This is a genomic window from Paenibacillus sp. Z6-24 (assembly GCF_054161335.1).
Map to the genome: position 1 here is coordinate 3,955,387 of NZ_CP096398.1, position 26,617 is coordinate 3,982,003.

Consider the following 26,617-nt stretch of genomic DNA (forward strand, 5'->3'; position numbering starts at 1 on the left):
TCTATGCTTAACCGGCAGAAGCGTCCCTATTCCTTTTCGTACCGGATAACGCCAGCAAGCACCTTTCCCAATATGGAAAAACTGCAATCTCCCAGCTCTTTTTGGTTTAAATGAATAGAGAAAGGTAACTGGATAAGCTCGCAGAAAGAAGGAAGCCTATGAAGGATCGAAGTATACTTACGGATTATGTACGTGAACACTGGCACTACTATCTGATGGCAGTGGTGCTGATCATCCTGTCCAATATTTCGCAGGCTGCGCTGCCCCGGGTGCTGGGGCAATTTACGGATGCGCTGCTCGCCGGCAACATCCAGTATGAGATGATTGTCCGCTACAGCCTTATTCTGGCAGGGATCGGGATCGCCTACAATCTGCTGTTCGGAGCAGGGCAGTTCACGGTGATGCGGCTCGGCCGGAAATTCGAATTTGCGATGCGGCAGAGTCTGTTCCGCAAGTTCGCCACGCTGAGTGAGCATTACTTTTCCCGTCAGGGTACCGGCAAGCTGCTCAGCTCGATGACCAATGATGTTACCTCGGTGCGTGAATCGATCTCCAACGGAGTAACCACCACGACCAATGCGGTCTTCCTGTTCCTCTCCTGCCTCGTCATGATGCTGCTCAGTCATATTCCGCTTTATCTGATTCTGGTCAGCATTGTGCCGATGGTCGCGATTCCGTTTCTGGTCGTGTATTTCGGACCCCGTATTCGTAAACGGTCGATGAGCGTACAGGAATCGCTGGCCGTTATGACCGAGTCGGCAGAGGAACAGCTGCGCGGCATTCGCGTGACCAAGACATTTGCGATTGAACCGACCGCGAGACAGCGGTTTGGCAGCACGGTCGACCAGATTCGGGACAACCAGCTGCATCTGGTGCGCATGTCTTCCCTTTTCCAGGCGGCTGTGCCTTTTCTAGGAGCATTATCGCTGGTCATCTCACTTATGTATGGCGGTTATCTGGCGATCCAGGGCAGTATTACGGTCGGTAACTTTATCGCATTGACGCTCTATCTGCGCATCATGTCCGGGCCGCTGCAGCAGATTGGTAACGTGATCAATATGATGCAGCGTTCCAGCGCTTCCCTGGATCGGGTCAATCATCTCCTAGGGGAACAGCCGGATATTCAGGACGATGAACATGCGCTGCCTCTGGCGGCCTCACCGGATCTGGAACTGCGTAATCTGACCTTCACCTATCCGGGCAATGAACGTCCTGCATTATCCGATCTGAACATGCATATTGTCAGCGGACAAACGGTCGGAATCGTTGGCAAGACCGGCAGCGGCAAGACCACACTTGTCAAACTGCTGCTGCGCATCTATGATCCGCCTGCAGGTACGATTCTGCTCGGCGGCACGGATGTACGCCGCATCTCCATCAACAGCTTGCGCTCCCGGATTGCCTATGTGCCGCAGGACGGATTCCTGTTCAGCACAACGATCCGTGACAACATCGCCTTCAGCGACCGGGATATCCCGCTGGAAAAGGTGGAAAATCACGCCCGTCAGGCGATGATCTACGAGCCGATTACCCGCTTCCCGGAACAGTTCGAGACCCGGTTGGGGGAGCGCGGTATTACGCTCTCCGGCGGGCAGCGCCAGCGGACAAGTCTGGCACGCGGACTCGCCAAGACCGGACCGATCCTCATTCTGGATGACAGCATGAGCGCTGTCGATGCGGTTACCGAAGCCGGTATTCTGGAGAATCTGGTTCAGGAGCGGCAGAACCGCACGACCATTATCATCGCGCACCGGATCAGTGCGGTCAAGCAGGCCGACTGGATCGTCGTGATGGATGAAGGCCGCATCGTGCAGCAGGGCACCCACCGCCAGCTGCTGAATGAACAGGGCATCTACGCCTCCATGTATCAGTTACAGGAAGAAGGTCTGCATTCATGAGCAAATTACCTTCCGGTTCGCCGGATTCCTCCCGCTACGAAGCATTACGGGCAATTCTGCGGTATGCCCGGCCGCACCGACTGACGTTTGTCGGCATTTTCTTTGCCACCATACTCGCTATTGCTGCCGATCTGGTGCAGCCGTATCTGGTCAGCATCGTGATCGATGAGCATATTGCTGTCGGTGAGAGCGGACTGCCCTTTCTGACCCGCATGGCCCTGATCTATCTGGGGCTGGCTGTGATCAGCCTGATTTTCACCTACATTCAGAGCAATCTGCTCCAGTATGCCGGACAGCATATTGTCGCCAGTATTCGTAAAGACCTGTTCGGTCATATATCCAAACTGTCGATGAGCTTCTTCGACCGTTCAAGCAGCGGCGGGCTCGTCACCAATGTATCGAGCGATACGGAGACGATCAGCCAGTTTTTCACCCAGGTGCTGCTCAGCCTGATCCGTGACGGCATGATGCTGGTGTTTATTATTTATTTCATGTTCCGGCTCGATACGACGCTGGCCTGGTACTCCATGCTGACATTGCCGGTAATCGCTACGCTGGCGATCCTGTTCCGCAAGCGGCTGCGCGAAGTGTATCAATACGCCCGCAGCCGCTTGTCCCGCCTGGTCGCTTTTACTGCCGAGAATCTGTCGGGTATGGGGCTGATCCAGATTTTCCATCAGGAAAAGGAACAGACCCGCCGGTTCACCGAGTTCAACAGCGACTACTGGCAGGCCAATGTGCAGCAGCTCAAGTCCAATGTATTGTTCAACCGTACCTTTGATGTGCTCGGTAATATTGCGCTTGTGCTGATGGTCTGGCTCGGTGGTGTCGCCGTATTCAACAAGCAGATTGAAGTCGGTGTGCTGTACGCTTTTATCAGTTATATCCGCCAGTTCTTCCAGCCGATCAACCAGATCACCATGCAGTGGAATACATTCCAGTCCACCATGGTATCGATGGACCGCATCTGGCGTATCCTGCGCATTCAACCGGAGATTCGTGATCCAGAGCCTGAACAGACAGCAGCCATCGTACCTGAGCAGGTCAAAGGCAAGGTCGACTTTAACCATATTACATTCGGTTATACCGAAGGACAGACCATTCTGCCGGATCTGGATCTGCATATTCGTCCGGGTGAAATGATCGGTGTCGTCGGTACGACCGGTGCTGGCAAAAGTACGCTGATCGCGCTGCTCAACCGATTCTACGACGTCCAGAGTGGATCGATTACGATCGATGATCAGGATCTGCGCTGCATTCCACAGCAGCAGCTGCACCGGATCGTCGGACTGATCCAGCAGGAACCGTTCCTGTTCTCCGGCTCGATTATCGATAATGTGCGGCTGTTCCAGGATGATGTCAGCCGTGAGGAGGTCATTGAAGCCTGCCGCTTTGTCGGTGCGCATGAGATGATCCTAAAGCTGCCGCAGCAGTACGATACCCGCATGTCCGAGCGGGGCAGCGGATTATCGGCCGGGGAACGGCAGCTGATCTCCTTTGCCCGGATCGTCGTCTTCAAGCCGCGAGTGCTGATTCTGGATGAAGCAACCGCCAATCTGGATTCCCATACCGAGCAGCTCGTCCAGCAGGCGCTGCAGACTGTATCCGAAGGACGCACAACGATAGTAATCGCTCACCGCTTGTCTACCATTATGCATGCTGATCGCATCCTGGTGATGGAGCATGGAGAGATTATTGAGCAGGGTACACATGCCAAGCTGCTTGCACAGGGTGGTATCTATGCCGAACTCTACCGCCATGCCAGACAGGCAGGGCATGATGTTGCTAAAGCCTGATAAAGATAGATACGAATAATTGATTTAATTGCCATGCTGAAGATCAAAGCCACTTCATATGATAAAAGCCTCATGCTGTCCAACTGGGGACAATCATGAGGCTGGGTAGCGAATATTGACTATGATTATATGAGTCCCTGTATCAATGCAGGATTACCACTGCTGGCTGTCCCTGTTGAAGCACCTGTATTGGTCACCTCATTGCCTGTACTCGCCGGGGCAGGATCGCTGGCTGTACCTGTTCCCGAAGTGGACTCTGTTGAAGATGGGGCTGCTGTCGAAGTAGTTGATGAGTCGGATGGAGCTGAAGCAGTATCCTGCTGATCCGCTGTGTAATCTGCAGGCTGTGGATCAGGATCACTTACCGGCTGCTGCGGAGCTGGTGTCACTGAATCCGGCTCTGCTGCGGCACTGCCGGATTCAGGCTGAGCTTCTGGTGAAGGACTGTCAGAACCTGTAGATGTACCATTATCGGCTGCCGAGCTTCCGGACGGTACAGGCATCGGTGTGCTGTCGCCTGTAAGCTCTGGTGAAGCGGATGATGACGAAACATCTGCAGTACGTCTGTTATCTGACTGTACTTCTGTTACCTGAGCGGAGATAGTTTTCACATATTGTTCATATGATTCCTTGCTGATCTCCAGCCTGAGCTGATGCACTTTGGAAGAGATCATCAGCTTGTCTTCATCTGCACTCACCTGAAATCCGCGGGAGACCAGGTTTTTAACAGCAGATTCATAGTTGTCTTTGGTGATCGGCAGATTGGTTTGAATACTCATTTGCAGATAGCTGCTTTGTGCGACCATATCGGCAGCAATCTCGCTGGTTTCCAGGTTTTGCTTTTGCTGAGTCTGCAGGAACTTGTCGGTATCTTCTTTTCTAATCTCTTTGGCCCGATCTTCTTTCTTATAGCGTTCCTGTTTTTCGAGCTTTTGTTCTTCGGCCTGTCTATCCTGGTTCTTCTGATCCTCAATCTTACGATCTCTGGCTCTTTGTTCTTTGGCCTTCTCGGCCTCCACCTGCGGGTCGTATGCTGCTTCGCTTACAGCATCCGTTTGCGGGTCAGGAATGGTCGTGCTTTTGGGATAGTAAGATGATGTGCCGGAAGATGGATAATTAACGGCTGAGCTAATATTCATACCTCTTCTTCCTTTCGTTATGATTGGTCGGAAGCGGTTCCCCTCTCCGCTCATTCCAGTCACGTAACCCCTGTTTCGATCCTGAAGAGCCCGGTCTGTACTATCCGCTTCCACAGAATAGTCTATTCATACTACTCCATTTATATTTTATAGGGTATTTAGACCTATAAGATTATTATCGGATGATAACTCATATTCTTAATAAATAACTAATTTATTTATATATTTAGCACGAATTTTTAATAAAAGTCTACAAAAAAACGAAGTCTGCGAATTATAAGATCATGCAGACTTCGTTTGGAATAAAGCAATTATAACAGGTTTCCTGTCTTGTATTCTTAGCGTGAAGAGAACCGCACATTCGTCTGGTGAAGCCAGTAGCGAATTCGCTGCAGCACTTCCTGCATCTGCAGCGGTTTGCTCATATAATCGGTCGCTCCCGCCTGAATGCTCTTCTCACGGTCTTCCTTCATTGCTTTGGCCGTAAGCACAATAATTGGTACGTTCGCGTATCCGTACAGGTTGCGGACCGTCTTCATCGTCTCATAACCGTCCATCTCCGGCATCATAATATCCATTAGAATCAGGTCGATATGCTGATCCATATGCAGGATCTCCAGTGCATCCCGGCCGTTCTGGGAAATGACTATATTCATATTGTAGCGTTCCAACATGCTGGTCAGCGCGTATACATTACGGATATCATCGTCGACAATCAGAATTTTCTTGCCGGTAAGAATCTCCTGTGTTTCCGGTACCTGAGGCTGCTGAGGTGTCAGCAAATCCTGTACGAATTCCAAGGTGGTGGGACGCTCGGCGAGTGTCATTTCTTCTTCGATGAGTTCTTCTTCCATTCGATCCGATTCATACGTAAATGTATAATTCTCATAAGAATCGGTCGGGACCACGTTGCCTTCTTCCATAAATACCGTTCGGTTCAAATGCAGCGGTTCATTCAGGTCAAACATGGCATTTTCCGTAAGTGGATCTGTCACTGCACACGGGATATAGAAGGTGAATGTACTGCCTTCGTTCAGCTTGCTCTCCACGTTGATCTCTCCACCGAGCAGATGAGCGAGCTGGGAAGAGATCGACAACCCGAGACCGGTACCGCCATACTTGCGGGCAGTTGCGCCGTCAGCCTGACGGAAGGCTTCGAAAATAACCTGGCGATTCTCGGAGGAAATACCGATACCGGTATCGCTGACACTGAATGCAATCATTGGCTGACTGCTCTGATACTCGGCGGTCTGCACCCGTCCCACCTTTTCAATCTTCATGGTCACGCCGCCAGTCTGGGTAAACTTGAATGCGTTGGACAACAGGTTACGCAGCACCTGCTGAATGCGCAGTTCATCCGAATAGATGATATCCGGCACATTGTCCTCGACCTGTACTTTGAAATACAGATCTCGCAGGGATGCGGTTTCTTTGAAGCTGCGCTCCATCTGTTCCGCCATGGAGCTGATACTGATCGGATTGATCTCGATCTGCATTTTGCCGGCTTCCACTTTGGACAGGTCCAGGATATCATTGATCAGGTTCAGCAGATCCTTGCCGGAAGAGTGAATGATCGAAGCGTATTCCTGTTCCTTGGCTGTCAGCGTATTGCTGCTATTCTCCGACAGAATCTGGGACAGAATCAGCATGCTGTTCAGCGGGGTACGCAGTTCATGCGACATATTCGCCAGAAATTCCGACTTGTAACGCGAGCTGATCTGGAGCTGTTGGGCGTATTTGTCCAGCTCGATCGCTGTACTTTCCGCAGCCAGCTTGCCCTGTTCGAGACGTTCGTTGAGTATTTGCTGTTCTTCTGCCTGCATTTGCAGCTCTTCGGTCTGGGCCTGCAGTTCTTCGGATTGCACCTGCAGCTCCTCCGACTGTACCTGCAGTTCGTGGTTGAGCGATTGGGATTCTCTGTACAGCTGTTCCACTTCCATCCGTACTTTGACCGAATTAAGAGTGACAGCAAAAATATCAATCAGCTGCTGCAGCAGCAAATGTTCTTCACGGGTAAAAGGTTTCATCAGGGCAAATTCGGCTACCGCGATCACTTTACCTTCAAAAATAATTGGAGCCGCGATCATCGCCTGCAGCTCGGTACTGCCGAGCCCGGAGCTGAGGATTTTGGTATAACCGGCAGGCAAAGGATGCAGTTCCAGCACACGACGCTCGGTAATACACTGGCCGGCAAGTCCTTCTCCTTTGCGGATACGCTCCTGTGCGATCTCCACATCATGGCTCTCTGCTGCAAAGGAAGCGGTTTTGTTCCAGTCTTCCTTGCCCTGATCGACATACACTACACCGTATGGTGCGTTAAACCATTTGTTCATTTTGGTCAGCAGCACCGAGGACAGTACATGAATGTCGGTCGACTCCTGGAACTTAGTGGCTGCTGTAGCGATCTGGTCTTTGACCCAGTTCTCATGCTGTACATGATCCAGGAGACCGTTGGCCGCTTCACCCAGGTCACCGACCTCGTCAGCCGTCTTGATCTCGACACGCTTGTTCAGATTGCCGCCTGCTGCAATATCGCGAACCGTCTCCGTCACATCCTTGATTGTTCTCACAATCCGGTTGGAGATTAGAACAGCTGTCGCAATCGATACGGCAGCCAGTGCAGCCCACAGCAGCATCATAATATTCAGCAGTTGTTCATTGCTCGCCGCCATAGCTTCAATCCGTGCGGCGGTTAGCGCTTTTTCGCTGGTACGGAATGCATCCAGCTCCGTCCGCAGCTGATCGATCTGCTGTTTGCCGGGATCACTGGCAAAAAAGGCGGTTACTCCGGCATTGTTTCCTTCACGTTTGAGATCAATGACCTTGTTGCCGGCTTCATTAATCCATTTCTGAATACCTGCCTTGATGGTATTCAGATTGCTCTGCTGCAGAGAGTTGTCCGCTACCAGTGAATATAGCTTGTTATAATCCGATTCCCACTGCACCGCAGCATCATTGTAGGGCACGAGGTAATTATCATCACCTGTCAGCGCGTATCCACGCTGGCCGGTCTCCATGTCCAGCACATGCTTTTCCAGGGCGTTCGTCAGATTATGCACTTCCAGATCATGATCATTAATGTAACGATTCTCTGCCTCCAGCTGGCTCATCCGGCTGGACATCATCGTTAATACAAGACCGAGACACAGGATAATGACAATATAACCGGCTACAATCTTGGTGCGTATACTCCACTTTGCGCTTCTAAGCACAAGAACGCCTCCAGTATATTTTGAATATTCCTCACTCTGCCACTTACAGAGGTGATTATGTTGGTTACCCAACTATTTTACTTCAAATTATTCATATTGCAAACGGATAATCGATAAGTATTTTATTTCCCATATATTCCTAGTCTAATGTAACTACTATGTCGATTAATCCTTGTTATATTGTAGAGCGCATCTGCATTTTGGCCCTATAGTCCTGCGGAGAGATCCCTTCCAGCTCACGGAACACGCGGGAAAAATGCCGATTGTTCTCAAAACCGACCATTTCGCTAATATCCGCCAGCTTCCAGGGGCTGTCTGCCAGCAGTTCCTTGGCTTTGCCGATGCGTACCTTTTTGAGATACAGTACAAAATTCTCCCCGGTATACGCTTTGAACGCTTCACTGAAATACGAGTAATTCAGCGATACATGATTGCTGACCATCGCCATATTCAGCGGCCGGTCATAATGGGTGTGAATAAACTTCACCGCTTCCCGCAGCTGGCGGTGCTCACTGTGCACAAGCCGGAGCTGGCCGATATAGTCATCCAGGCAAATCAGCAGACTCTCCAGCTCCCGGTAATATTCCCGGAAATACCGATAATGCTGCAAACTGCATGTCCGCTGGTACAGCCGTATAATTTCAATGGAAGGTTCTCCGTAATGACGGAACACCTCATCCATAATTGATTCGTTTATCAGCCGGGATACTTCCTCTACATAGTGGACGGTCAGTCTGGACAGATCATCCTCATGGAAAATCTCTTGCAGCCTTCTGCTGATCTCCTGAGTACGCCCGGTGCCCAGGATGTTGCCCAGCAGACGGATCTGCTCCTCCGGCAGTTCGAGTTCAGAGCGAATCTCAGCTGCCGCGGCAGGTTCATGATTCAGCAGGTACATCCCGGGATGGAAAAACCCTTGCTCCAGCGCCGTACAGGCCTCCCGGTAAAAATGCGCCAGCTGCCCGGCACTCTGTCCTCTCGTACTCACACCAAACTGCAATCCGGACACCTCTCTGCGGGCAGCCGCTTCAGCGAGTGACAGCAGCATCTGCCCCTGCTCCGGCACAATCCAGACCAGCCGATCCTCCCGGTCATGCAGTTCCACTATAGTGCACAAAGGCTGTGCAGTCAGTCGTTCCAGCAGCAGCCGCAGCTCCTGACGGCTGACCGGCTGTCCATGGATATCCCTGTACTGGAATACGCAGACATGGTAATCCGCTGGCAGCATATGCGCAGCTGCAGCGGATTCAGCGGATGAGCTGTTTCCGGCAGGATGCTCATACAGCAGAGCGCACAGCTGCTCTTCCTGCTGCCGCTGTCGATACCGGGCAGCCTCTTCCAGCTGGTGGCCGACCAGATCCTGCTGCTGCAGTTCCTCGCCAATCCGCTGCAGCGCTTCGAACAAATCTTCCCGACGGATCGGCTTGAGCAGATATTCGCGCACCTGATACCGGATCGCCGCCTTGGCATATTCAAAATCATCATAACCGCTCAGTACAATCACACAGGGCTGCACGGTGGACGGTCTCATAGCGCGCAGCTGTTCCAGCATGCCGATTCCATCCAGTACCGGCATACGAATATCCGTAATCAGGATATCCGCCGGCTGTGCCTGCAGCCGCTCCAACGCTTCCTGACCGTTACGGACACCATGCATCTCATACTGGCCGGGGAATTCGCGTTCAATCATCACCTGCAGCCCCTGTCGGATATTCTTCTCGTCATCCACGATTAACAACTGTCTCATGTCAGCTACCTCCTCCTGCCTGAATCCGTTTGGGGATAATCAGTTCCACCTGTGTGCCCAGTCCGACTTTACTGTGGATCTGTATTCCATATTGTTCTCCATAAAATAATCGTATCCGCCGTTCCACATTTTGCAGACCGATACCTGTCGTGCCCGGTGCATATCCTGCCGGTTCATCATGAAGCTCTTCCTGCCGGATACCGGCCTCGCGAATACGTGCACGCAATTGCTCCAGCTCCGGCTCCGGAATGCCTCTCCCATTGTCCTGTACCGTGATCGTCATGACCCCGTCCTCCCGTTCGGCAGAGCAGATCAGCAGATGACAAACCGGTGCGGACTCCTCCCAGGCATGCTTGAAGGCATTTTCCACCAGCGGCTGCAGGGACATCTTGAGCAGTGTCAGCTCCAGATCAAGCGGTGCAATATCCATTTCCAGCTCGACCGGCTCCTCGTAGCGGATATTCATTACATCTATATAATTGCGGATATGGCGCAGCTCTTCCTCCAGTTTCACATATTCGCCGGTCCACTTGAAGTTATAGCGCATCATGCCGCCGAGCGAAGTGAGCGCATCCGAGATCTGCCGCTGATCTTCGATCTCGGCCAGCATTTTGATATTTTCCAGCGTATTGTACAGAAAATGGGCATCAATCTGGCTGTACAGCGTCCGCAGTTCCGCTTCCTTCATCAATGCCTGCTTGCGGACAGCCTGGGCGATCAGTTCATTGATCGTTCCGTTCATCCGGTTAAAATGATAGACCAGCTCACCGATCTCTCCACCGCCAGCCACCTGAACGACCGACGGGAACTCCCCCCGGCGCATCTGCTTCATCGCCTGGGTCAGCTTGCGCAGGTTTTTGAGAATTAACGAGTTGGCTACATACGTAATCAGCGAGACGAGTACGATAAATCCTACCGTCGCCAGAATAATTAGATTGCGCGCCCGTCCGGTATCCTGCAGCATCTTCTCCAGCGAAGTCACATGCACGAGCCGGGCACCGAGCCGCTCTACCGGGATGCTGGTGAGCAGATAGGATTGCCCATCTGCCCGGTACTGGGCGGACAGTTCACCGGCAGCAAGACGCTCCGAATCGCCAGCACTGCTGAGCAAACGATCCGCCAGCCGGGTGTGCAGATTCTGTTCCGTATAGGAGGATACATTCCCTCCGCCTGCATCCAGCAGCAGCATCCGTGAACTGTCCTCCTGACTCTGGCCAAAGGTCAGCGGCGCCAGATCGGACAGCCGCATATCCACCTGGATCATGCCAGCATGATGCCCTTTGGGCAGTTCCAGTTCACGCAGCAGAGACAGCTTGGGCGGGTCAGGTTCCAGCGCCCGGCTGTTGTCTGTTCCACTTTGTGACAGATCACTGCGCTGCATATACCAGGCTTCCCGGTCACCCAGTCCCCTGGCCAGACCATACCATGGAGCATCGGCGGTCCGTTCCTCATGCAGAATAATCGGCCAGATCTCGTACGTGTTCGTACTGTTGCTGTACAGCCGCAAATGTAGGATCGATGGGTTATTGATCTGGATCTGAGCGAGCCGGGCATAAGAACTCGTATTGAATTCAAGCAGCTCCGCTGTCGGTGTATCCTCATCCTCCGTCAGATACTGGATCACCGACTTGTCCGACACCGCCAGCTGCGCCGCTCGTTCCATCGTCTCGATCTGCGTCTGAATGGTCTGCTTTTCATTTTGCAGGGTATTAATGCTTTTGAGCCGCGTATCCTGTATATAGGTCGTATTGATCTGCTGATAGGAATAATAGGAGATACCTGCCGTGGGCAGTAAAATAACAACGATATAGGCAATAATCAGCCTGCTCTGCAGCGATATTCCATTAAGACGCCTGAACAGCTCCCGTATCCCACTCTGCAATCGATTCAAACCCGCAGCTTCCTTCCTTTGCAATATAAGCGCTTACATTATAATTGTATTGTAACTCAATATATTGTAAAAAGAGTAAGTAATTATGAAGATTCTCCATGAAGTTTAAATATATCATGGTGATCCCGCTAGTACTGGATAATCTCTGTAAGAAGGTAGGAATCGACCTCAAAAATGCTGTTCGGGACAAACCCGGCCTGTTTACAAATATGATGGATAAATTCGCTGTATTCCTTGTTGTCCGCAAGCGAAGCCCCAAGCTGGATATCGATTCGGATACACTCGTTGGCACGCTGGACTACGACAGTCTGCGTGTAGCCAATGCTACAATGGGCTTCACGCAACTGTGATCTGGTACGCACGCAGATTACGGATATTAACGTCAAAGGAGCCTGGGTGGTCCGGCACGACTGCAGCTGTTCGAACATGCCCTTGCGCCTCTGGCCGATTTGCCTGTATTGGAAGTCGTCTCGGCATCCCATATCCTTACCTTACTGACGCTGAATGCCGCAGAGCCTGTCCATAACTATCTGGAAGAACAATAAGGAGGTTTTTACGATGAGAATCGCTGTTTTGGGAGCAGGCTCCCTCGGAACGATCGTCGGTGCCTATCTGAGCGCTGGCGGCATGGATGTGGAATTAATCGACACGTATGAGGCCCATGTGGATGTACTGAATACCAAAGGGGCCAAAGTGGTCGGCACCATGGAGTTCTCCTCTACAGTCAAAGCAATCCTTCCGCAGAACAAATCGGGAAAATACGATCTGGTGCTGCTGCTGACCAAGCAATTGTATAACGACTCGGTACTGCGGGAACTGCTGCCGTTTCTAACAGAGGATAGCGTCGTCTGTTCGCTGCAGAATGGTATTCCCGAGCAAAATGTCGCTGCAATTGTTGGCGAGCATCGTGTTATTGCCGGTTCGGTTGAATTTGGGGCTACTTTTATGGAACCGGGTGTATCCCGGCTGACCACCGAGTATACCCAGTTCAAAAATTATGCTTTTCAGATTGGTGAACTGAACGGGGAGAGCACAGACAGAATCCGGCAGATCCAATCCGTACTGGAATGGGTCGGCGGAACCCACGTCTCCGACAATCTGGTGGGCACCAAATGGTCCAAACTGCTGATCAACAACGCATTCAGCGGTCTGTCCGCCGCATTGAATGGAGAATACGGAGATATTCTGGATAACGAGATCGGCATTATCAGTGCTGTTCATATCGCCGATGAGACAATCAAGGTCGGTCATGCCAATGGTATCGAATTTTCCAAAATGAGCGAATTCGATATTGCCTCCCTGGAACTGCACTCGGAAAGCGATATTCCGGACCGCATCCGTACGCTGCGAATGGTCATGGAACCGTCCCGACTGCTCAAAGCAAGCATGCTGCAGGATCTGGAAAAGAAACGCAAAACCGAAATCCGGTACATCAACGGTGTGGTTCCCAATATGCCCACCGGCAAAAGCATCGCTACCCCATTTAACGATCTAGTCGTACAGCTGGTGCAGTCTGCGGAAGCCGCGCAAACCGTGCCTGATTTTGATACCAATATCAAGGCATTTGAACAGCTGCTGCAAACCCGGCACGTGATGTAATTGTAATGTAAACCGTCTGTATACAGGGAACCTGCTTGATCACGATAAATGTACCTACAACAAAGACCGCCGAAGCTGCGATTCTGGCTCCTTCGGCGGTCTTTTGATTGGGATCATATTACTGCGCTTTGAGCTTGGTCAGATTCTTCTCGTATTCGGTCTGCTGGTATGCCTGTACTTTGGCCAGGCCGTACTCTTCGCGCTTGCTCAGGTAATCCTGAAAAATCTGGTCGAACTCGGCATCCGAGGATGCCAGCAGCAGCTGCGGCAGTGTTTTGCCCCACAGCTGGGTAATCTTGGTGTTGATAATGCCTTCCGGTGAATTGCCTGTCGGATTCAGCTGGTCAAATTCGGAGCGGCTCACCGTTTTGCCTTTGGTCCAGTCTTCCATCTGCTTGAACGGCTCGACACTTTCCGGCTTCCACTGGTCGGTAATATTTGTATTCATCTGCATCCAGTACTTGTGGGAAGCGCCGTACTTGGTATCAAAGGCCGAACGGTCGGTGTTGAGCGTCTTGAGCACTTCCGGTTTGAACTGCGGCTTGCCGTCCACCATATCGTACGTTACGCCTTCTTCACCCATATACATATCCTTCTGTCCTTCTTCACTGATCATATATTCGAGGAAACGGATCGCACGTGCCTTGTCCTTGACGTCCTTGGAGATCAGGGTCAGGGTCCAGCCGGAGATGACCGGCCCGCTCAGTACCGGCTGATCCAGCTGAGCATTGGAAGGCCCGTCGACCGCAATATAGACAGAGTCCGGGTCATTCGCATACAGCGCATTCTGCTGGGTGTTAAAGTCGCTGCGCTGGTACAGCATCGCAAAGTAGCGTCCCTGCGCAATTTTCTCTTCCATTTGTGCCCGCTTATCGATAAAGATATCCTTGGCCAGCAGACCTTCCTGATTGGCCTGGCGCAGCGTCTTCAGCCAGCGTACATATTCCGGATCGGTCGTCCGGTCATACAGCTTGCCGTCTTTTTCCATCGGCAGAGCCAGGAAGTTCTGCAGATAACCTTCCAGCGAGTAGTTGCCGTTCTCGGTAAATTCATGCAGTCCGAGCGGAATCAGCGGCTGGCCGTTCACCTGCGGAAATTTCTCCTTGGCCATTTTCAGTGCATTCAGGAAGCCCTCCGGGGTGCGCATATCCGGCTTGCCCAGCGCTTCGTACATATCCTTGCGCACGACGAATACCTGGTTGGATACATAGTTCTCGCCATACTTGGCAAAGTCCGCCGGCGAAGAAGACGCATTCGGATAACCGTACACATTGCCGTCCGGTTGGGTGTACCAGGCCAGCTTGGCCGGATCGGTTACTTTGAAGAAATAAGGATCATACTCTTTGGCCAGCTCATTCAGCGGCAGTACGAGTTTGCCCTCGATCATCTTTTTGACCGCATCCTCGCTCCAGCCAAGTGTAATAAAATCGGGCAGCTTGCCGGACGCGATCATCGTATTGAGCTTCTCGTTCTCATTACCCGCCGGAACGATAAAGTTCAGGCTGACACCAGTCTTTTTGGTAATATACTGGCTCGTTGGATCTTTGCCCCAATCGCTGCCGGTGTACCAGGAGAAGTTCATATACCAGTCAAAGGTAATCGGAGACGTATCGACTTTCCAGCCCGGCTCATTGGCCGAAGCCTGCTGCACCGGTACCGGGTTGGCATTGTCGCTCGCCCCTTTGCTGCCGCCAAAATAGGAGCAGGCCGTCGTCAGTGTGAGCAGGCTGGCTGTTACGACTGCCAGCGCCGGTTTGTACCATTTGCGTGCTTTGATATTCATATCTTTACCCCTCTCTGTTCGTGCAATCTGTGTACATCAGCCTTTGATTGAACCGATCATCATCCCTTTGACAAAATATTTCTGCAGGAACGGATAGACGAATACGATCGGCAGTGTCGTGACAACCATCGTCGCCAGCTTGATCGACTGCGAGGTCACCGACCGGTTGATGCCGCCCGGGACTGCCGCCAGCATCTGGTTGGAGCTGGACTCGGCGACGACGCGGTACAGATACGTCTGGATCGGCTGCAGGGTCGTATCGTTCATGTAGATCATGCCGGTGAAGTAATCATTCCACTGGTATACCCCATGGAACAGCGCGATCGTGGCGATTACCGGCATCGAGACAGGCAGGACAACCTTGAGGAAAATCGCCCAATCATTGGCCCCGTCGATCCGTGCCGCCTCTTCCAGCCCTTCCGGAATCTCGCGGAAAAACGTCATAAAGATAATAAGGTCAAAAAAGCTGAACATCGCCGGAATGATGTATACCAGAAAGTTATCCAGCAGATTGAGATCCTTCATCAGCAGGAACGTCGGAATCAGTCCGCCGCTGAAAAACAGCGTGACCGTACCGAGCCAGATATACACCTTGCCGCCAATCAATCCACGCCGGGACAGCGCATAAGCGACCATGGCGGTAAAGAACACATGGATAACCGTACCGATCAGCGTCTTGGCGACCGTGATCCACATCGCCTGCATGATGCCCTCACTCTGGAATACTGCCCGGAAACTCTCCAGGCTGAATATACGCGGCCACCAGTAAATCCCTCCCCGCATCGCATCGGTGCCTTCATTGAGCGCATTGATCAGCACATACCAGATGGGATACAGGGTCAAAAAGCAGATCGCCAGCATCAAAATCATGTTACAGGTATCGAATATCGCTTCGCCGCGTGTGCGACGGGCTGCATTTAACATCGTCACTTACTCCTTTCTTTGGGGGGAGATGCTTTCGGTGCTGTTGCGGGGTGGAGGGGGAGTGGCGGTTGGCTGGGGTGAGGGGGAGCGCTGCGGGAAGGGATTGGGGAACGGGCTCCGGTTAAGCCTGGATATCCTGAATTGGGGTAAAGCGGTGGATATCCAGGCTTAAATATCGCCCTTTTCCCCAATTCCCTTCCCTCCGCTCCGTGCCTCACCCCACCCGCATCCACTCCGCAAAGGCTTCTGCAAGCTTTTTTTTTGGGTGGTACATTTGGAAACAGGTGGAGTTACAGGGATTGATGGGTGGCTCTTATGACAATATTGGTTATGCTGAATTGGCTCTAATTTGCAGTTGGCAGCTTGATTAATACTTCATTTAGTAGACATGTCATCCATTCATGGTTGAACAGGTTTTAAATTGGAGCCTGACTACCCAATCATTCTCTCCACGCAGGGAGCGGAGGAATTGGAATTTGTATTCAGCAGCGAAGCGGCCTCATTTAAGATCGGATATCCTCCGCGTAAGCGGAATTCAGGGATATCTGATCTTAACGGAGGGCAGAAGACAAATCCAATTTCGAAGCGCTTGCCCTCGGGAGCACTACCTGCTCTGCACAACATCAACCTCCACAGCCAACATTTACAACTGATCCGCTCAGTTCCAGCATACAACTCAGAACAACGAAGTATTGTTGAGCCGCTTGGTCACCTGATTTGCAATCACCAGCAGAATCAGCGCGATAATGGACTTGATCAATCCGATCGCTGTGGAATAGGAGAATCGTCCGGACAGCAGACCCGTCTGGTAGACGTAAATGTCGATCACGTTGCTGGCGCTTTCGTTCAGCGAATTGCGCAGGACGAGAATCTGGTCAAAGTTGGAATTCAGTACGCCGCTGACAGCCAGGATAAACAGGATGGCGATCGTGCTCTGGATACCCGGCAGGGTGATGTACCACATTTTCTGGAATCGTCCAGCGCCGTCGATGGTGGCAGCTTCGTACATTTCCGGCGATACGCTCGACATTGCGGCCAGGTAGATGATCGCGGACCAGCCGAGTTCTTTCCAGATATCCGAGATGATGACGATCGCCCAGAAGTACTGCGGCTCGGCCAGATAGGAGATCGGCTGGTCGATCAGATTCAGTGCCAGCAGCACATTGTTGATCACACCGACATCTGCCAGCCAGGTGGTCAGGATGCCGCCCAGGATGACCCAGGACAGAAAGTGCGGCAGATACGAGATTGTCTGCACGGACTTTTTGAACCGGACCGAGCGCAGTTCGTTCAGAAACAGCGCGAACAGGATGGGCAGCGGGAATCCGATAAACAGCTTGATCAGGCTGATGCCGAGTGTATTGCGAATGACATCCGGCAGATTCTCATCTTCCATAAAGGCACGGAAATGTTCCAGCCCCACCCAAGGCGCATCTGCGATACTTTCGACGATATTAAATTCCTTGAACGCGATAATGATGCCGTACATCGGGATGTAGTTGAATACGAGCATCCAGACGACGCCGAGCAGTGCCATCACCTGCAAATGCCGCTGGGTGTAGAGACGGCGAAACCATCTGCGCATTCTCCCGGATGTGGAGGTGCCTGTCTTGCGCTTGGCATCCGAGCCGGTCTTCACCTCTGTCTCCATAATAGATCCTCTCCTCCCAAAATTATGTAAGCGATTACATTTATGGGTTTAATTATACCGGGATGATGAAGAGGTTATAAGGTTCCATATTTCGTATTGGGTGTCTCATTTTTCGGGTAGTATGTAAATAATATAGAAAATGACTCTACATAGGCGTTGTGAAAACAGTTGCCTCATCTGAAGTTACTGCCTGTCAGTTCTTGGGCCTGCAGGAAATAAGCATAACTTTTTGTCGTGTATTGAAATCCTTGGTCTGAATGCAGTACCCTATCTTTTGGCCCGGCTTTTCAAGCGTGTCAGTGACGGGCTTAGTTTGGCCATAAAAAAATCCCCTCCGGTCTTCAGTGTTGATCTCATTGTATTATGAGATCTTTTTTCACTGGCTACTTGAGGGGATAATACAAATTTCTTCAAGGAACATAACGGTTCTTTCATCAAATATCCTATGCCGCTCAATGCCTTTGTATAGTAGGATCATTTTTGTTGGCCTTCTTTTCTTCAATTAACAAATCAAGATATTTAACCAATCTATGACTGATCTTCAATAAAAAAATAAAACCTATAACAAGCATAATGAAGTAGACAATCCATTGAATAAAGGGCAAATAGGATAAAAATGATGTTCCAATGTACATGGAATCAGAAGATACTATATGTTCAGACATACCTCATACTCCTTTCATTGTAAAGCAACGTTCATTTTATAATACAGTACTACAGTAAGCAATAAAGATAAAATGAACGCGTGTTGCTTGACTTATAGTTGTAAAAATCGTATAAGATTTAGCAAATCAGTTAAATCTCTGTCCTTTTTTGGCCATAAAAAATCCCCTCCGGTCTTCAGTGTTGATCTCATTGTACCATGAGGTCTTTTTTCACTGTCTGCCTTGAGGGGATAATACCAGGGATCATACTAAGCTTATTCAGCAACTGAAGTCCTTTTTCGATTTACAGGAGCAGGTTTACTTTATATTCACCCGTACTGCTCTGTATTTATTTCTCTGGTTCCTTTTCAATTCCGGTTCAAATCAGGTACTCTCTCCACTACTCTGCATTCAGCAGTACATCCGTAATGCCTGATCAGGATGCAGTATTGCCTTTGTTCTTGTTGTAAATATCGAATGCTACCGCGAGCAGCAGTACCAGACCTTTGATACCTTGCTGCCAGTCAATACCGAGACCGACCAGAGACATACCATTGTTCAGTACGCCCATAACGAGACCGCCGATGATCGCTCCGAATACGGTTCCGATCCCGCCGGAAGCGGATGCGCCGCCGATAAAGCAGGCTGCGATGGCATCCAGCTCAAAGTTGGTACCCGCTCTTGGCGTTGCTGCATTCAGACGCGCGGCGAAGATCAGACCGGAGATGGCTGCGAGTACGCCCATGTTAACGAATACCCAGAACGTCACTTTTTTCGTTTTGACACCGGACAATCCGGCCGCTTTCTCGTTACCACCGATTGCATATACATGGCGGCCCATCACGGTTTTATTCATGACAAAGGAATAGATGATAATAAGCAGGAACAGCAGGACGAGAATCGTTGGAATTCCTGAATAACTTGCCAGTACAAAGGTAAACAGGTTGATGATCGCGACAACAGCGATCAATTTGGCAATGAACAATCCTTGTGAACCTGTCGCAAAGTTGTATTTGCGCTGGGAAGCACGGTTGCGCAGCTCGGTCACAATGTACAGTACGGACAGTGCAATACCGGCGATAATTGCGACGATATTGGTAGCCGCATTGGTAAAGTCAGGGACAAAGCCGGAGCTGATCTTCTGGAAGCCGTTCGGGAAAGGCGAGATGGACTGCCCTTCCAGCACGACCATCGTCAGACCGCGGAACAGCAGCATCCCGGCGAGCGTAACGATAAAGGCGGGAATCCGCACATACGCCACCCAGAAGCCCTGCCATGCGCCGATCAGTCCGCCGATCACGATGGACAGAATCACAGCCAGCACCGGATTCATCTGCCAGTTGACCATAAAGATCGCGGAGACCGCGCCGACAAAGGCGGCAATGGAACCGACCGACAGATCAATATGTCCGGTGATAATAACCAGCACCATACCGATGGCCAGCACCAGTATGTAACTGTTTTGCAAGATCAGGTTGGTGATGTTGATCGGCTTGAGCAGCAGACCTCCTGTTAAAATTTCGAAAAGCAGCATGATGAATACGAGTGCAATGATCATACCGTACTGACGGATGTTTCCTTTGAACAGCCTGCTGAACACGCTGCCTTTGTCTTTATCGCTGCCTTTTACCGGCTTGGTTATGCTGGACATGCTGGGTTAGCCCCTTTCAAATGGATTGGTGGGTGGATCTGCTCCGTGCTGCATGCGGGGAGTTCGGGATGGAGCAGATCGAAACCTTGGTTGGTAATGGTAATGGTAATTAATGATTAGCAGTTATACCTTGGCTTTGTGTTTGGTCATGTAGGTCATCAGTTTCTCCTGGGTGGCTTCGGCGCGTTCGACTTCGCCGGTGATCTGGCCGGCGTTCATGACGTAGATGCGGTCACAGATGCCGAGGATCTCGGGCAGTTCGGAAGAGATGACCAGGATGCTTTTGCCTTCGTCTGCGAGTCGGTTAATGATCGTGTAGATCTCGTATTTGGCGCCCACGTCGATCCCGCGGGTCGGTTCATCGAGAATAAGGATGTCCGGGCCGGAGAATATCCATTTGCCCAGTACGACCTTCTGCTGGTTGCCGCCGCTCAGATTGCTCGTTTTTTGCAAAATATTCGGTGTCTTGATCTTCATCTGTTTGCGCATATCTTCCGCTACCAGCACCTCTTCATGTTCATTCACGACAGTGGATTTGGTCAGCTTGTCGAGACCGGTGAGCGAAATATTGCGCTTGATATCGTCTAACAGGATCAGACCGTAGTTTTTGCGATCCTCGGTCACATAGGCAAATCCGTTCTTGATCGCCTGGGTGACGTCGTTGTTGCGGATTTCCTTGCCGTCCTTGATCAGTGTGCCGCTGATATTTTTGCCATACGATTTGCCAAAGATACTCATCGCCAGCTCGGTTCGTCCCGAGCCCATCAGTCCGGCGATGCCGACAATTTCTCCGCGGCGCAGGTTCAGGTTGACGTTGTCGATCATTTTGCGGTCGGCATGATGCTCATGGTAGACGTTCCAATTCTTGACCTCCAATGTGACTTCGCCGATCTTGGGCTTGCGCTCCGGATAGCGGTGTGTCAGATCACGGCCAACCATACCGCTGATAATGCGGTCTTCGGTGACGGAATCTTTGTGCATATCGAGCGTCTCGATCGTCTGTCCATCCCGCAGGATGGTGACGGAATCGGCGACTTTGGCAATTTCATTCAGTTTGTGGGAAATGATAATGCAGGAGATGCCCTGGCTCTTGAAGCCCAGCATCAGTTCCAGCAGGTTCTCGCTGTCATCTTCGTTCAGTGCAGCGGTCGGCTCATCAAGAATGAGCAGCTTAACCCGTTTGGAAAAGGCTTTGGCGATCTCGACCAGCTGCTGCTTGCCGACCCCGATATTCGTTACGAGCGTATTCGGGGATTCACTGAGACCCACTTTGTCAAGCAGTCCCTGGGTGCGCTGGAGGGTCTCATTCCAGTCGATAATACCGCCTTTTTGCCGCTCATTGCCGAGGAAAATATTTTCGGCAATCGACAGGTACGGGATCAATGCGAGCTCCTGGTGGATAATGACGATCCCGAGCTCCTCGCTGTCTTTGATGTCTTTGAACTCACAGGTCTTGCCTTCGAAAATAATATCGCCTTCGTAGGTACCGTGGCCGTATACGCCGCTGAGCACTTTCATCAGCGTGGATTTGCCTGCACCGTTTTCGCCGCACAGGGCGTGGATTTCGCCTTTTCGTACTTTGAGGTTGACGTTTTCCAGGGCTTTGACGCCGGGAAATGTTTTGGTAATGCCTTTCATCTCCAGAATGATATCGGACAATTGGAACAGCTCCCTTGTGTGGCTTGAACTGTGGGGTGGGTGCTGTTGCAGGGAACGCTGCGGGAAGGGATTGGGGAACGGACTCCGGTTAAGCCTGGATATCCTCAAATGGGATAAAGCGGTGGATATCCAGGCTTAAATGTCGTCCTTTTCCCCAATTCCCTTCCCTCCGCTCCGTGCAAATACATCCACCTGGAGTTCTGCGCTGGGTAATTTTAAAGATTTAAAACCTTTGAGATTTAGAGAATAGAGATTTAGTGATCTCAGGATTAAGGATTAGGAATTGGAAATTTATAAGATTACAGGATTGGTATTTGTAAAATAAAGATTATTGGTTCGTGATGGTTTGAAAATCATGTAAGTGTGTGCGACGGTTCTAATACCTTTAAGTTACTGGGGTGGGGCTTCGTCGCCGTAGACTTCTTGTTCGGTGTAGTAGCCGCCCTCGATGATTTCTTTTTTGACGTTGGCTTTGTCGACGGATACAGGGTCCAGCAGGTAAGCAGGAACGACCATGACGTTGTTGTTGTAGGACTTGGTATCGTTGACTTCGGCTTTTTCGCCTTTGAGAATGCTGTCGACCATGCCGACGGTTTTCTCGGCCAGTTTGCGGGTGTCCTTGAATACGGTCTGGGTCTGTTCGCCAGATACGATGGACTTGATCGAAGCGAGTTCGGCATCCTGTCCGGTGATGACGGGCAGCGGTTTGTCGGCAGAGCCGTAGCCTACGCCTTTGAGGGATGAGATGATCCCGATGCTGATGCCGTCATATGGGGACAGGACGGCGTCGAGTTTCTCGCTGCCGTAGTAAGCGCTCAGCAGGTTATCCATCCGGGCCTGGGCGAGTGATCCGTCCCAGCGCAGCGTGGCGATCTGGGCCATGGTGGTCTGTTTGCTCTGAACGACCAGTTTGCCGGAGTCTATGTAAGGTTGCAGCACCGACATTGCTCCGTTGAAGAAGAAGTAGGCGTTGTTATCATCCGGCGAGCCGCCGAACAGTTCGATGTTGAACGGGCCTTCACCTTTTTTCAGGCCTAGCTTCTCCTCAATGTAGGAAGCCTGCAGTACGCCGACCTTAAAGTTATCGAAGGTCGCATAATAGCTTAAATTTGCCGTGTTCATGATCAGTCGGTCATAGGAGATGACCTCTATACCCTCAGCATGTGCCTTGCCGATGACGTCGGTCAGCGTATTGCCGTCAATCGCCGCAATAACAATTACATCGACGCCCTTGGTGATCATGTTCTCAATCTGCGAAATCTGGTTCTCGACGACGTCCTCCGCATATTGCAAATCCGTCTTGTATCCTTTGGACTGGAACAGCTTCACCATATTTTGTCCGTCCGCGACCCAGCGTGCAGAGGATTTGGTCGGCATCGCAATACCGACATAACCCTTGTCACTGCTGCCGCTGCTGCTCTCTGCCAGGTTGCAGGCACTCAGGGTAAATACCATCAGGGTGACCAATATCAGCATAATTCCCCGTTTCATTACAGACGCTCCTTTCTGTCCATTACGATGAATATGATTTGGTTAAAATTGTATTGATAACGCTTTCTTTAAGCATAATAGCACTGCCGGGAGGTCGTCGTCTTTTCACTTATGCGACCTTTTTTATAAAAATCCGACTTAGTTTTGAAAATGGATATGCTAAAAAATATAAATTTGCAGCCGGCGGTAGCAAAAGTATGGACTAAAGAAGAGCCTCATGTACTTATGAAACATGACATGTATTTGAAAAACATCTCCTGTGGAGACAGCATCGTATGGTACCACAAAAAGACGGACTCCGGAGAGCCCGCCTGCTTTTTCTTTATCATCTATACGGTATGATTACAAAACAATCATCACAAATGAAATTAATACGCCCCGCGAATATGCTCATGAATCTGCTCATCATAGAACTTCCGCAACCGCTCATGCTCTTCCGGGCTGAACGGCTTGGCAGACAGTACGCCGAGATTGTCTTCCACCTGGCGTACATTTTTGAAACCCGGAATAACAGCGGTGATCTCCGGGAAATCAAGCAGCCAGCGCAGGGCAGCACGAGTCATATTGCCGCGGCCTTCGGCGATCCATTCGAGTTGGGAGGCCAGTTCCACTCCTTTGCGGAAAGGCAGTCCGGCGAATGTCTCGCCTACATTGAACGCTTCGCCATTCTGGTTGAAGTTGCGATGATCTTCCGCTTCGAACTGGGTATCTGCGGAGAATTTGCCGGTCAGAAGACCGCTGGCGAGAGGCAGACGAACGAGCAGTCCGACACCTCGCTCGGCGGCACGCGGCAGTAGCTCGGCGATTGGCTTTTGACGGAAAATGTTAAAAATAATCTGCAGCGCCTGTACGCCGGACTGTTCCAGACAGAACAATCCTTCTTCCACCGTCTCCACACTTACTCCATACGCACGAATCTTGCCTTCCTGCTGCAGCTTGTCCAGCACCTCGAAGACGGCGCCCTGCTTCAGAATCTCGAATGGCGCGCAGTGGATCTGATACAGATCGATCGTATCGCGTTCCAGCCGGCGAAGGCTGTCTTCGCACCACTGGCGGACCTGCTGCTCCGAATAGGTATGCGGATCGGAGATATCTCCCTGACGGCAGAACTTGGTAGCGATATGGATCCGGTCTTCTTTGCCTTTGGTGGCGCGGGCGAGCAATCGTTCGCTTTTGCCATCGCCGTATACATCGGCAGTATCAAAAAAGTTCACACCTTCATCCATTGCCTTGTCCAGCGCGCGCAGGGATTCCGCTTCATCGGTCTGTCCCCATGATCCCCCGATAGCCCATGTACCAAAGCTGACTTCACTGACCTGCAGTCCTGTTTTGCCAAGCGGACGTTTGTTCATAGATGTTGCCTCCCTCGTGATGCCATATTATTTTCCAGCGGCAATATTGTAGCAGACAAAAGCATGTATGCGCTATCTTTATTCCATTACTGTTCATTTATCTGTTGATTGATGAATCAGTCAGCTGCGGATTTGGTGATTCATGCAGCCGGTTACAGCAGGTTCATGCTCAGATAACGTTCACCGTTATCCGGTGCGATACAGAGTACTTTGTGACCGGAACCCAGCCGCTTCGCTTCCTGCATTGCTGTCCAGACGGTGGCCGCGGAAGAAGGACCGACCAGTATACCTTCCACTGCGGCGAGCTGACGCATCGTGGAAATGGCGTCCTCATCGGCTACCTGCACAATCTCGTCATAGATCGATGTGTTCAGGATGAAGGGAATGAATCCCGGACTCGTACCGACCAGCTTGTGCGAGCCGGGCTGGCCGCCGGACAGTACCGGGGAGCCCTTCGGTTCGACAACCAGAATGCGCAGATCCGGCAAATGCTGCTTCAGCGTCTCGCCCGTGCCGGTGATCGTACCGCCGGTTCCGGATGAAGCGACAAATGTATCCAGCTTTCCTTCCATCTGTTCCAGAATTTCCAGCGCCGTCGTCCGGCGGTGTGCGTCGGCGTTGGCCGGGTTATCGAACTGACGCGGCATGTAGCTGCGCGGGATTTCCGTCAGCAGCTGTTCGGCTTTGCGGATAGCTCCCGGCATTTTCTCCGCAGCCGGCGTGAGTACTACCTGTGCGCCGTAGGCCTGCAGAATGCTGATCCGTTCCTGTGACATATTGTCCGGCATGACCATAATCGCACCGTATCCTCTCGCGGCGGCGTTCATCGCCAGACCGATGCCGGTATTGCCGCTCGTCGGCTCGATAATTGTACTGCCGGGCTGCAGATGACCATCCTGCTCGGCCTGCACGATCAGGTTCAGTGCTGCACGATCTTTGACGCTGCCGCTCGGGTTAAAATATTCCAGCTTCACATAGACTGCAGCGCTGTCCGGTTCTGTCAGTCGGTGAAGCTGGACAACCGGTGTATCCCCGACCAGTTCGCTGATGTGATTGACTACTTTTCCACTCATTATTCTGTCCTCCCGGTGTGCTGTATGGTATTCGCAGTATGATTTTCCCTGTATTGTTCTGTTATTTTCCATATATCTCTGTGATCTCTCATACACTGTTCTGTTATGGAGTCGTTGGTAATTGCTTTTGCTTCGCTTCCAACAACCCATAGTATTCGATCTTCTCATCCATGTGATGCAGATCTTGCTGCAGCCTGCTCATCTGCTCGCGGATATGGATGCGGTGCTGCTCCAGCAGCTCACGGCGCTGTCCGGCGGTATGATCGCCCTGGCTGCGCAGATCGGAGAACTGCTTCATTTCGCTGATCGGCATCCCGGTCTGGCGAAGGCGCATCAGGAATTCGATCCATGCAATATCCCTGTCGGTGTAATAACGGTATCCGATCGAATCGCGGCTGATCGGATGCAGCAGTCCGATCCGTTCATAATATCTCAAAGTATGGGGGCTTAGTCCTGTCATAACGGCAATTTGCTGAATGGTATACGTATTTTCCATAGAGGTTATTATATCATTCTATCTATCTCCGAATACACCGGATTCACCTCAACGCTCTGCTTGTCCAAAATAAGTCTTGCCTTTGAGCGCGCTCTAAGCGCTAAGCTGATCCTGGCCGTTGATAGACGCAGCAGATAAGATCAGCTGTATGCCACACAGGACAATGTTCATACCTATATCGAGGAGGAAATACTAATGGATACTGCAACACGTTATGAAAAAGGCTGGGCCAGACTTGGAGAGATTGACGGTCATGCGGGTGAGCGGGTAATACAATCGCTGCAGCAGATTGCCCCGGATCTGGGGCGGTATATTATTGAATTTGCCTTTGGAGATATCTATACACGTCCCGGACTGGATGCCCGGCAGCGGCAGCTGATTACCCTCTCTTCCCTGACGACACAGGGAGGCTGCGAGCCGCAGCTGAATGTGCATATTAACGCTTCGCTGAATGTGGGACTGACTCCACTGGAGATCGTCGAAGCGATCATGCACTGTGTGCCGTATACCGGATTCCCCCGCGTGCTGAATGCTGTGTTTGTTGCCAAGCGAATTTTTGAGGAGAGAGGTCTGCAGGTGGAAGGGTTGTAAAAACTCGTAGAGGAACCTCC

At 51.3% G+C, this 26,617-nt stretch carries 17 protein-coding genes and 1 pseudogene; 5 read left to right on the forward strand and 13 right to left on the reverse strand.

Features of this window, described 5'->3' with window-relative positions; all coding sequences use genetic code 11:
• The first annotated feature begins 158 nt into the window (after positions 1-158).
• Positions 159-1,898 (forward strand): ABC transporter ATP-binding protein, encoded by a 1,740-nt coding sequence (locus M1D61_RS17185; protein ID WP_458119838.1) that lies wholly within the window; start codon positions 159-161, stop codon positions 1,896-1,898.
• The gene (locus tag M1D61_RS17190; RefSeq protein WP_458119839.1) at positions 1,895-3,694 is read left to right on the forward strand and encodes an ABC transporter ATP-binding protein; all 1,800 of its coding nucleotides are present in this window, start codon (positions 1,895-1,897) and stop codon (positions 3,692-3,694) included. The genes M1D61_RS17185 and M1D61_RS17190 overlap by 4 nt, the downstream gene beginning before the upstream one ends.
• Positions 3,695-3,819: 125 nt before the next feature.
• Here the strand turns inward: M1D61_RS17190 and M1D61_RS17195 are convergent, their stop codons facing one another.
• From M1D61_RS17195 to M1D61_RS17210, 4 genes are all read right to left on the reverse strand, one after another.
• On the reverse strand, positions 3,820-4,833 hold the full coding sequence (locus M1D61_RS17195; RefSeq protein WP_458119840.1) for a hypothetical protein: 1,014 nt from the start codon (positions 4,831-4,833) through the stop codon (positions 3,820-3,822).
• Positions 4,834-5,171: 338 nt separating this feature from the next.
• Positions 5,172-8,045 carry a CHASE3 domain-containing protein gene (locus M1D61_RS17200; protein WP_458119841.1) on the reverse strand — a complete coding sequence of 958 codons (2,874 nt, stop codon included), beginning with the start codon at positions 8,043-8,045 and terminating at the stop codon, positions 5,172-5,174.
• A 175-nt stretch (positions 8,046-8,220) separates the two neighbouring features.
• On the reverse strand, positions 8,221-9,792 hold the full coding sequence (locus M1D61_RS17205) for a response regulator transcription factor (protein WP_458119842.1): 1,572 nt from the start codon (positions 9,790-9,792) through the stop codon (positions 8,221-8,223).
• A 1-nt stretch (position 9,793) separates the two neighbouring features.
• Positions 9,794-11,683, reverse strand: a complete 1,890-nt coding sequence (locus tag M1D61_RS17210; protein ID WP_458119843.1) for a cache domain-containing sensor histidine kinase — start codon at positions 11,681-11,683, stop codon at positions 9,794-9,796.
• A gap of 251 nt (positions 11,684-11,934) precedes the next feature.
• Between M1D61_RS17210 and M1D61_RS17215 the strand changes: the two are divergent.
• Together M1D61_RS17215 and M1D61_RS17220 are read left to right on the forward strand one after the other, a co-directional pair.
• A pseudogene (locus M1D61_RS17215) lies at positions 11,935-12,228 on the forward strand (acetoacetate decarboxylase family protein); the annotation flags it as partial.
• Between the two features lie 13 nt (positions 12,229-12,241).
• A complete protein-coding gene (locus tag M1D61_RS17220; protein WP_458119844.1) occupies positions 12,242-13,282 on the forward strand; it encodes a ketopantoate reductase family protein in 1,041 nt (346 codons plus the stop codon).
• A gap of 118 nt (positions 13,283-13,400) precedes the next feature.
• On the opposite strand, the gene M1D61_RS17225 is transcribed toward M1D61_RS17220, so the two are convergent.
• The 9 genes from M1D61_RS17225 to M1D61_RS17265 all read right to left on the reverse strand — a co-directional run bounded on the left by M1D61_RS17225 (position 13,401) and on the right by M1D61_RS17265 (position 25,970).
• Positions 13,401-15,065: an extracellular solute-binding protein gene (locus M1D61_RS17225; RefSeq protein WP_458119845.1), complete on the reverse strand. Its 1,665-nt coding sequence runs from the start codon at positions 15,063-15,065 to the stop codon at positions 13,401-13,403.
• Between the two features lie 36 nt (positions 15,066-15,101).
• Positions 15,102-15,989, reverse strand: coding sequence for a carbohydrate ABC transporter permease (locus M1D61_RS17230; RefSeq protein WP_458119846.1), 888 nt, complete (start codon positions 15,987-15,989; stop codon positions 15,102-15,104).
• Between the two features lie 676 nt (positions 15,990-16,665).
• Positions 16,666-17,574 carry an ABC transporter permease gene (locus tag M1D61_RS17235; RefSeq protein WP_235338290.1) on the reverse strand — a complete coding sequence of 303 codons (909 nt, stop codon included), beginning with the start codon at positions 17,572-17,574 and terminating at the stop codon, positions 16,666-16,668.
• A 1,146-nt stretch (positions 17,575-18,720) separates the two neighbouring features.
• Positions 18,721-19,935, reverse strand: a complete 1,215-nt coding sequence (mmsB, locus tag M1D61_RS17240; protein ID WP_458119847.1) for a multiple monosaccharide ABC transporter permease — start codon at positions 19,933-19,935, stop codon at positions 18,721-18,723.
• A 123-nt stretch (positions 19,936-20,058) separates the two neighbouring features.
• The gene (mmsA, locus tag M1D61_RS17245; RefSeq protein WP_458119848.1) at positions 20,059-21,594 is read right to left on the reverse strand and encodes a multiple monosaccharide ABC transporter ATP-binding protein; all 1,536 of its coding nucleotides are present in this window, start codon (positions 21,592-21,594) and stop codon (positions 20,059-20,061) included.
• Positions 21,595-21,984: 390 nt separating this feature from the next.
• A complete protein-coding gene (gene chvE, locus M1D61_RS17250; protein ID WP_458119849.1) occupies positions 21,985-23,085 on the reverse strand; it encodes a multiple monosaccharide ABC transporter substrate-binding protein in 1,101 nt (366 codons plus the stop codon).
• A gap of 368 nt (positions 23,086-23,453) precedes the next feature.
• The gene (locus M1D61_RS17255; protein ID WP_458119850.1) at positions 23,454-24,437 is read right to left on the reverse strand and encodes an aldo/keto reductase; all 984 of its coding nucleotides are present in this window, start codon (positions 24,435-24,437) and stop codon (positions 23,454-23,456) included.
• Between the two features lie 152 nt (positions 24,438-24,589).
• Positions 24,590-25,510 carry a cysteine synthase A gene (gene cysK, locus M1D61_RS17260; protein WP_458119851.1) on the reverse strand — a complete coding sequence of 307 codons (921 nt, stop codon included), beginning with the start codon at positions 25,508-25,510 and terminating at the stop codon, positions 24,590-24,592.
• 103 nt (positions 25,511-25,613) lie between these two features.
• Positions 25,614-25,970, reverse strand: a complete 357-nt coding sequence (locus M1D61_RS17265) for a MerR family transcriptional regulator (RefSeq protein WP_458119852.1) — start codon at positions 25,968-25,970, stop codon at positions 25,614-25,616.
• 231 nt (positions 25,971-26,201) lie between these two features.
• Here M1D61_RS17265 and M1D61_RS17270 point away from each other — a divergent pair, with 231 nt between their 5' ends.
• Positions 26,202-26,597, forward strand: coding sequence for a carboxymuconolactone decarboxylase family protein (locus tag M1D61_RS17270; protein WP_458119853.1), 396 nt, complete (start codon positions 26,202-26,204; stop codon positions 26,595-26,597).
• Positions 26,598-26,617: the final 20 nt, after the last annotated feature.

Bases quoted from the DNA above. Each gene is read 5' to 3' on its own strand.
- M1D61_RS17270 (WP_458119853.1), top strand. From the start codon at position 26,202: ATGGATACTGCAACACGTTATGAAAAAGGCTGGGCCAGACTTGGAGAG.
- M1D61_RS17255 (WP_458119850.1), bottom strand. From the start codon at position 24,437: ATGAACAAACGTCCGCTTGGCAAAACAGGACTGCAGGTCAGTGAAGTC.
- chvE (WP_458119849.1), bottom strand. From the start codon at position 23,085: ATGAAACGGGGAATTATGCTGATATTGGTCACCCTGATGGTATTTACC.
- M1D61_RS17235 (WP_235338290.1), bottom strand. From the start codon at position 17,574: ATGCGCAGATGGTTTCGCCGTCTCTACACCCAGCGGCATTTGCAGGTG.
- M1D61_RS17230 (WP_458119846.1), bottom strand. From the start codon at position 15,989: ATGTTAAATGCAGCCCGTCGCACACGCGGCGAAGCGATATTCGATACC.
- mmsB (WP_458119847.1), bottom strand. From the start codon at position 19,935: ATGTCCAGCATAACCAAGCCGGTAAAAGGCAGCGATAAAGACAAAGGC.
- M1D61_RS17220 (WP_458119844.1), top strand. From the start codon at position 12,242: ATGAGAATCGCTGTTTTGGGAGCAGGCTCCCTCGGAACGATCGTCGGT.
- M1D61_RS17265 (WP_458119852.1), bottom strand. From the start codon at position 25,970: ATGACAGGACTAAGCCCCCATACTTTGAGATATTATGAACGGATCGGA.
- cysK (WP_458119851.1), bottom strand. From the start codon at position 25,510: ATGAGTGGAAAAGTAGTCAATCACATCAGCGAACTGGTCGGGGATACA.
- M1D61_RS17185 (WP_458119838.1), top strand. From the start codon at position 159: ATGAAGGATCGAAGTATACTTACGGATTATGTACGTGAACACTGGCAC.
- M1D61_RS17190 (WP_458119839.1), top strand. From the start codon at position 1,895: ATGAGCAAATTACCTTCCGGTTCGCCGGATTCCTCCCGCTACGAAGCA.
- M1D61_RS17225 (WP_458119845.1), bottom strand. From the start codon at position 15,065: ATGAATATCAAAGCACGCAAATGGTACAAACCGGCGCTGGCAGTCGTA.
- M1D61_RS17195 (WP_458119840.1), bottom strand. From the start codon at position 4,833: ATGAATATTAGCTCAGCCGTTAATTATCCATCTTCCGGCACATCATCT.
- M1D61_RS17205 (WP_458119842.1), bottom strand. From the start codon at position 9,792: ATGAGACAGTTGTTAATCGTGGATGACGAGAAGAATATCCGACAGGGG.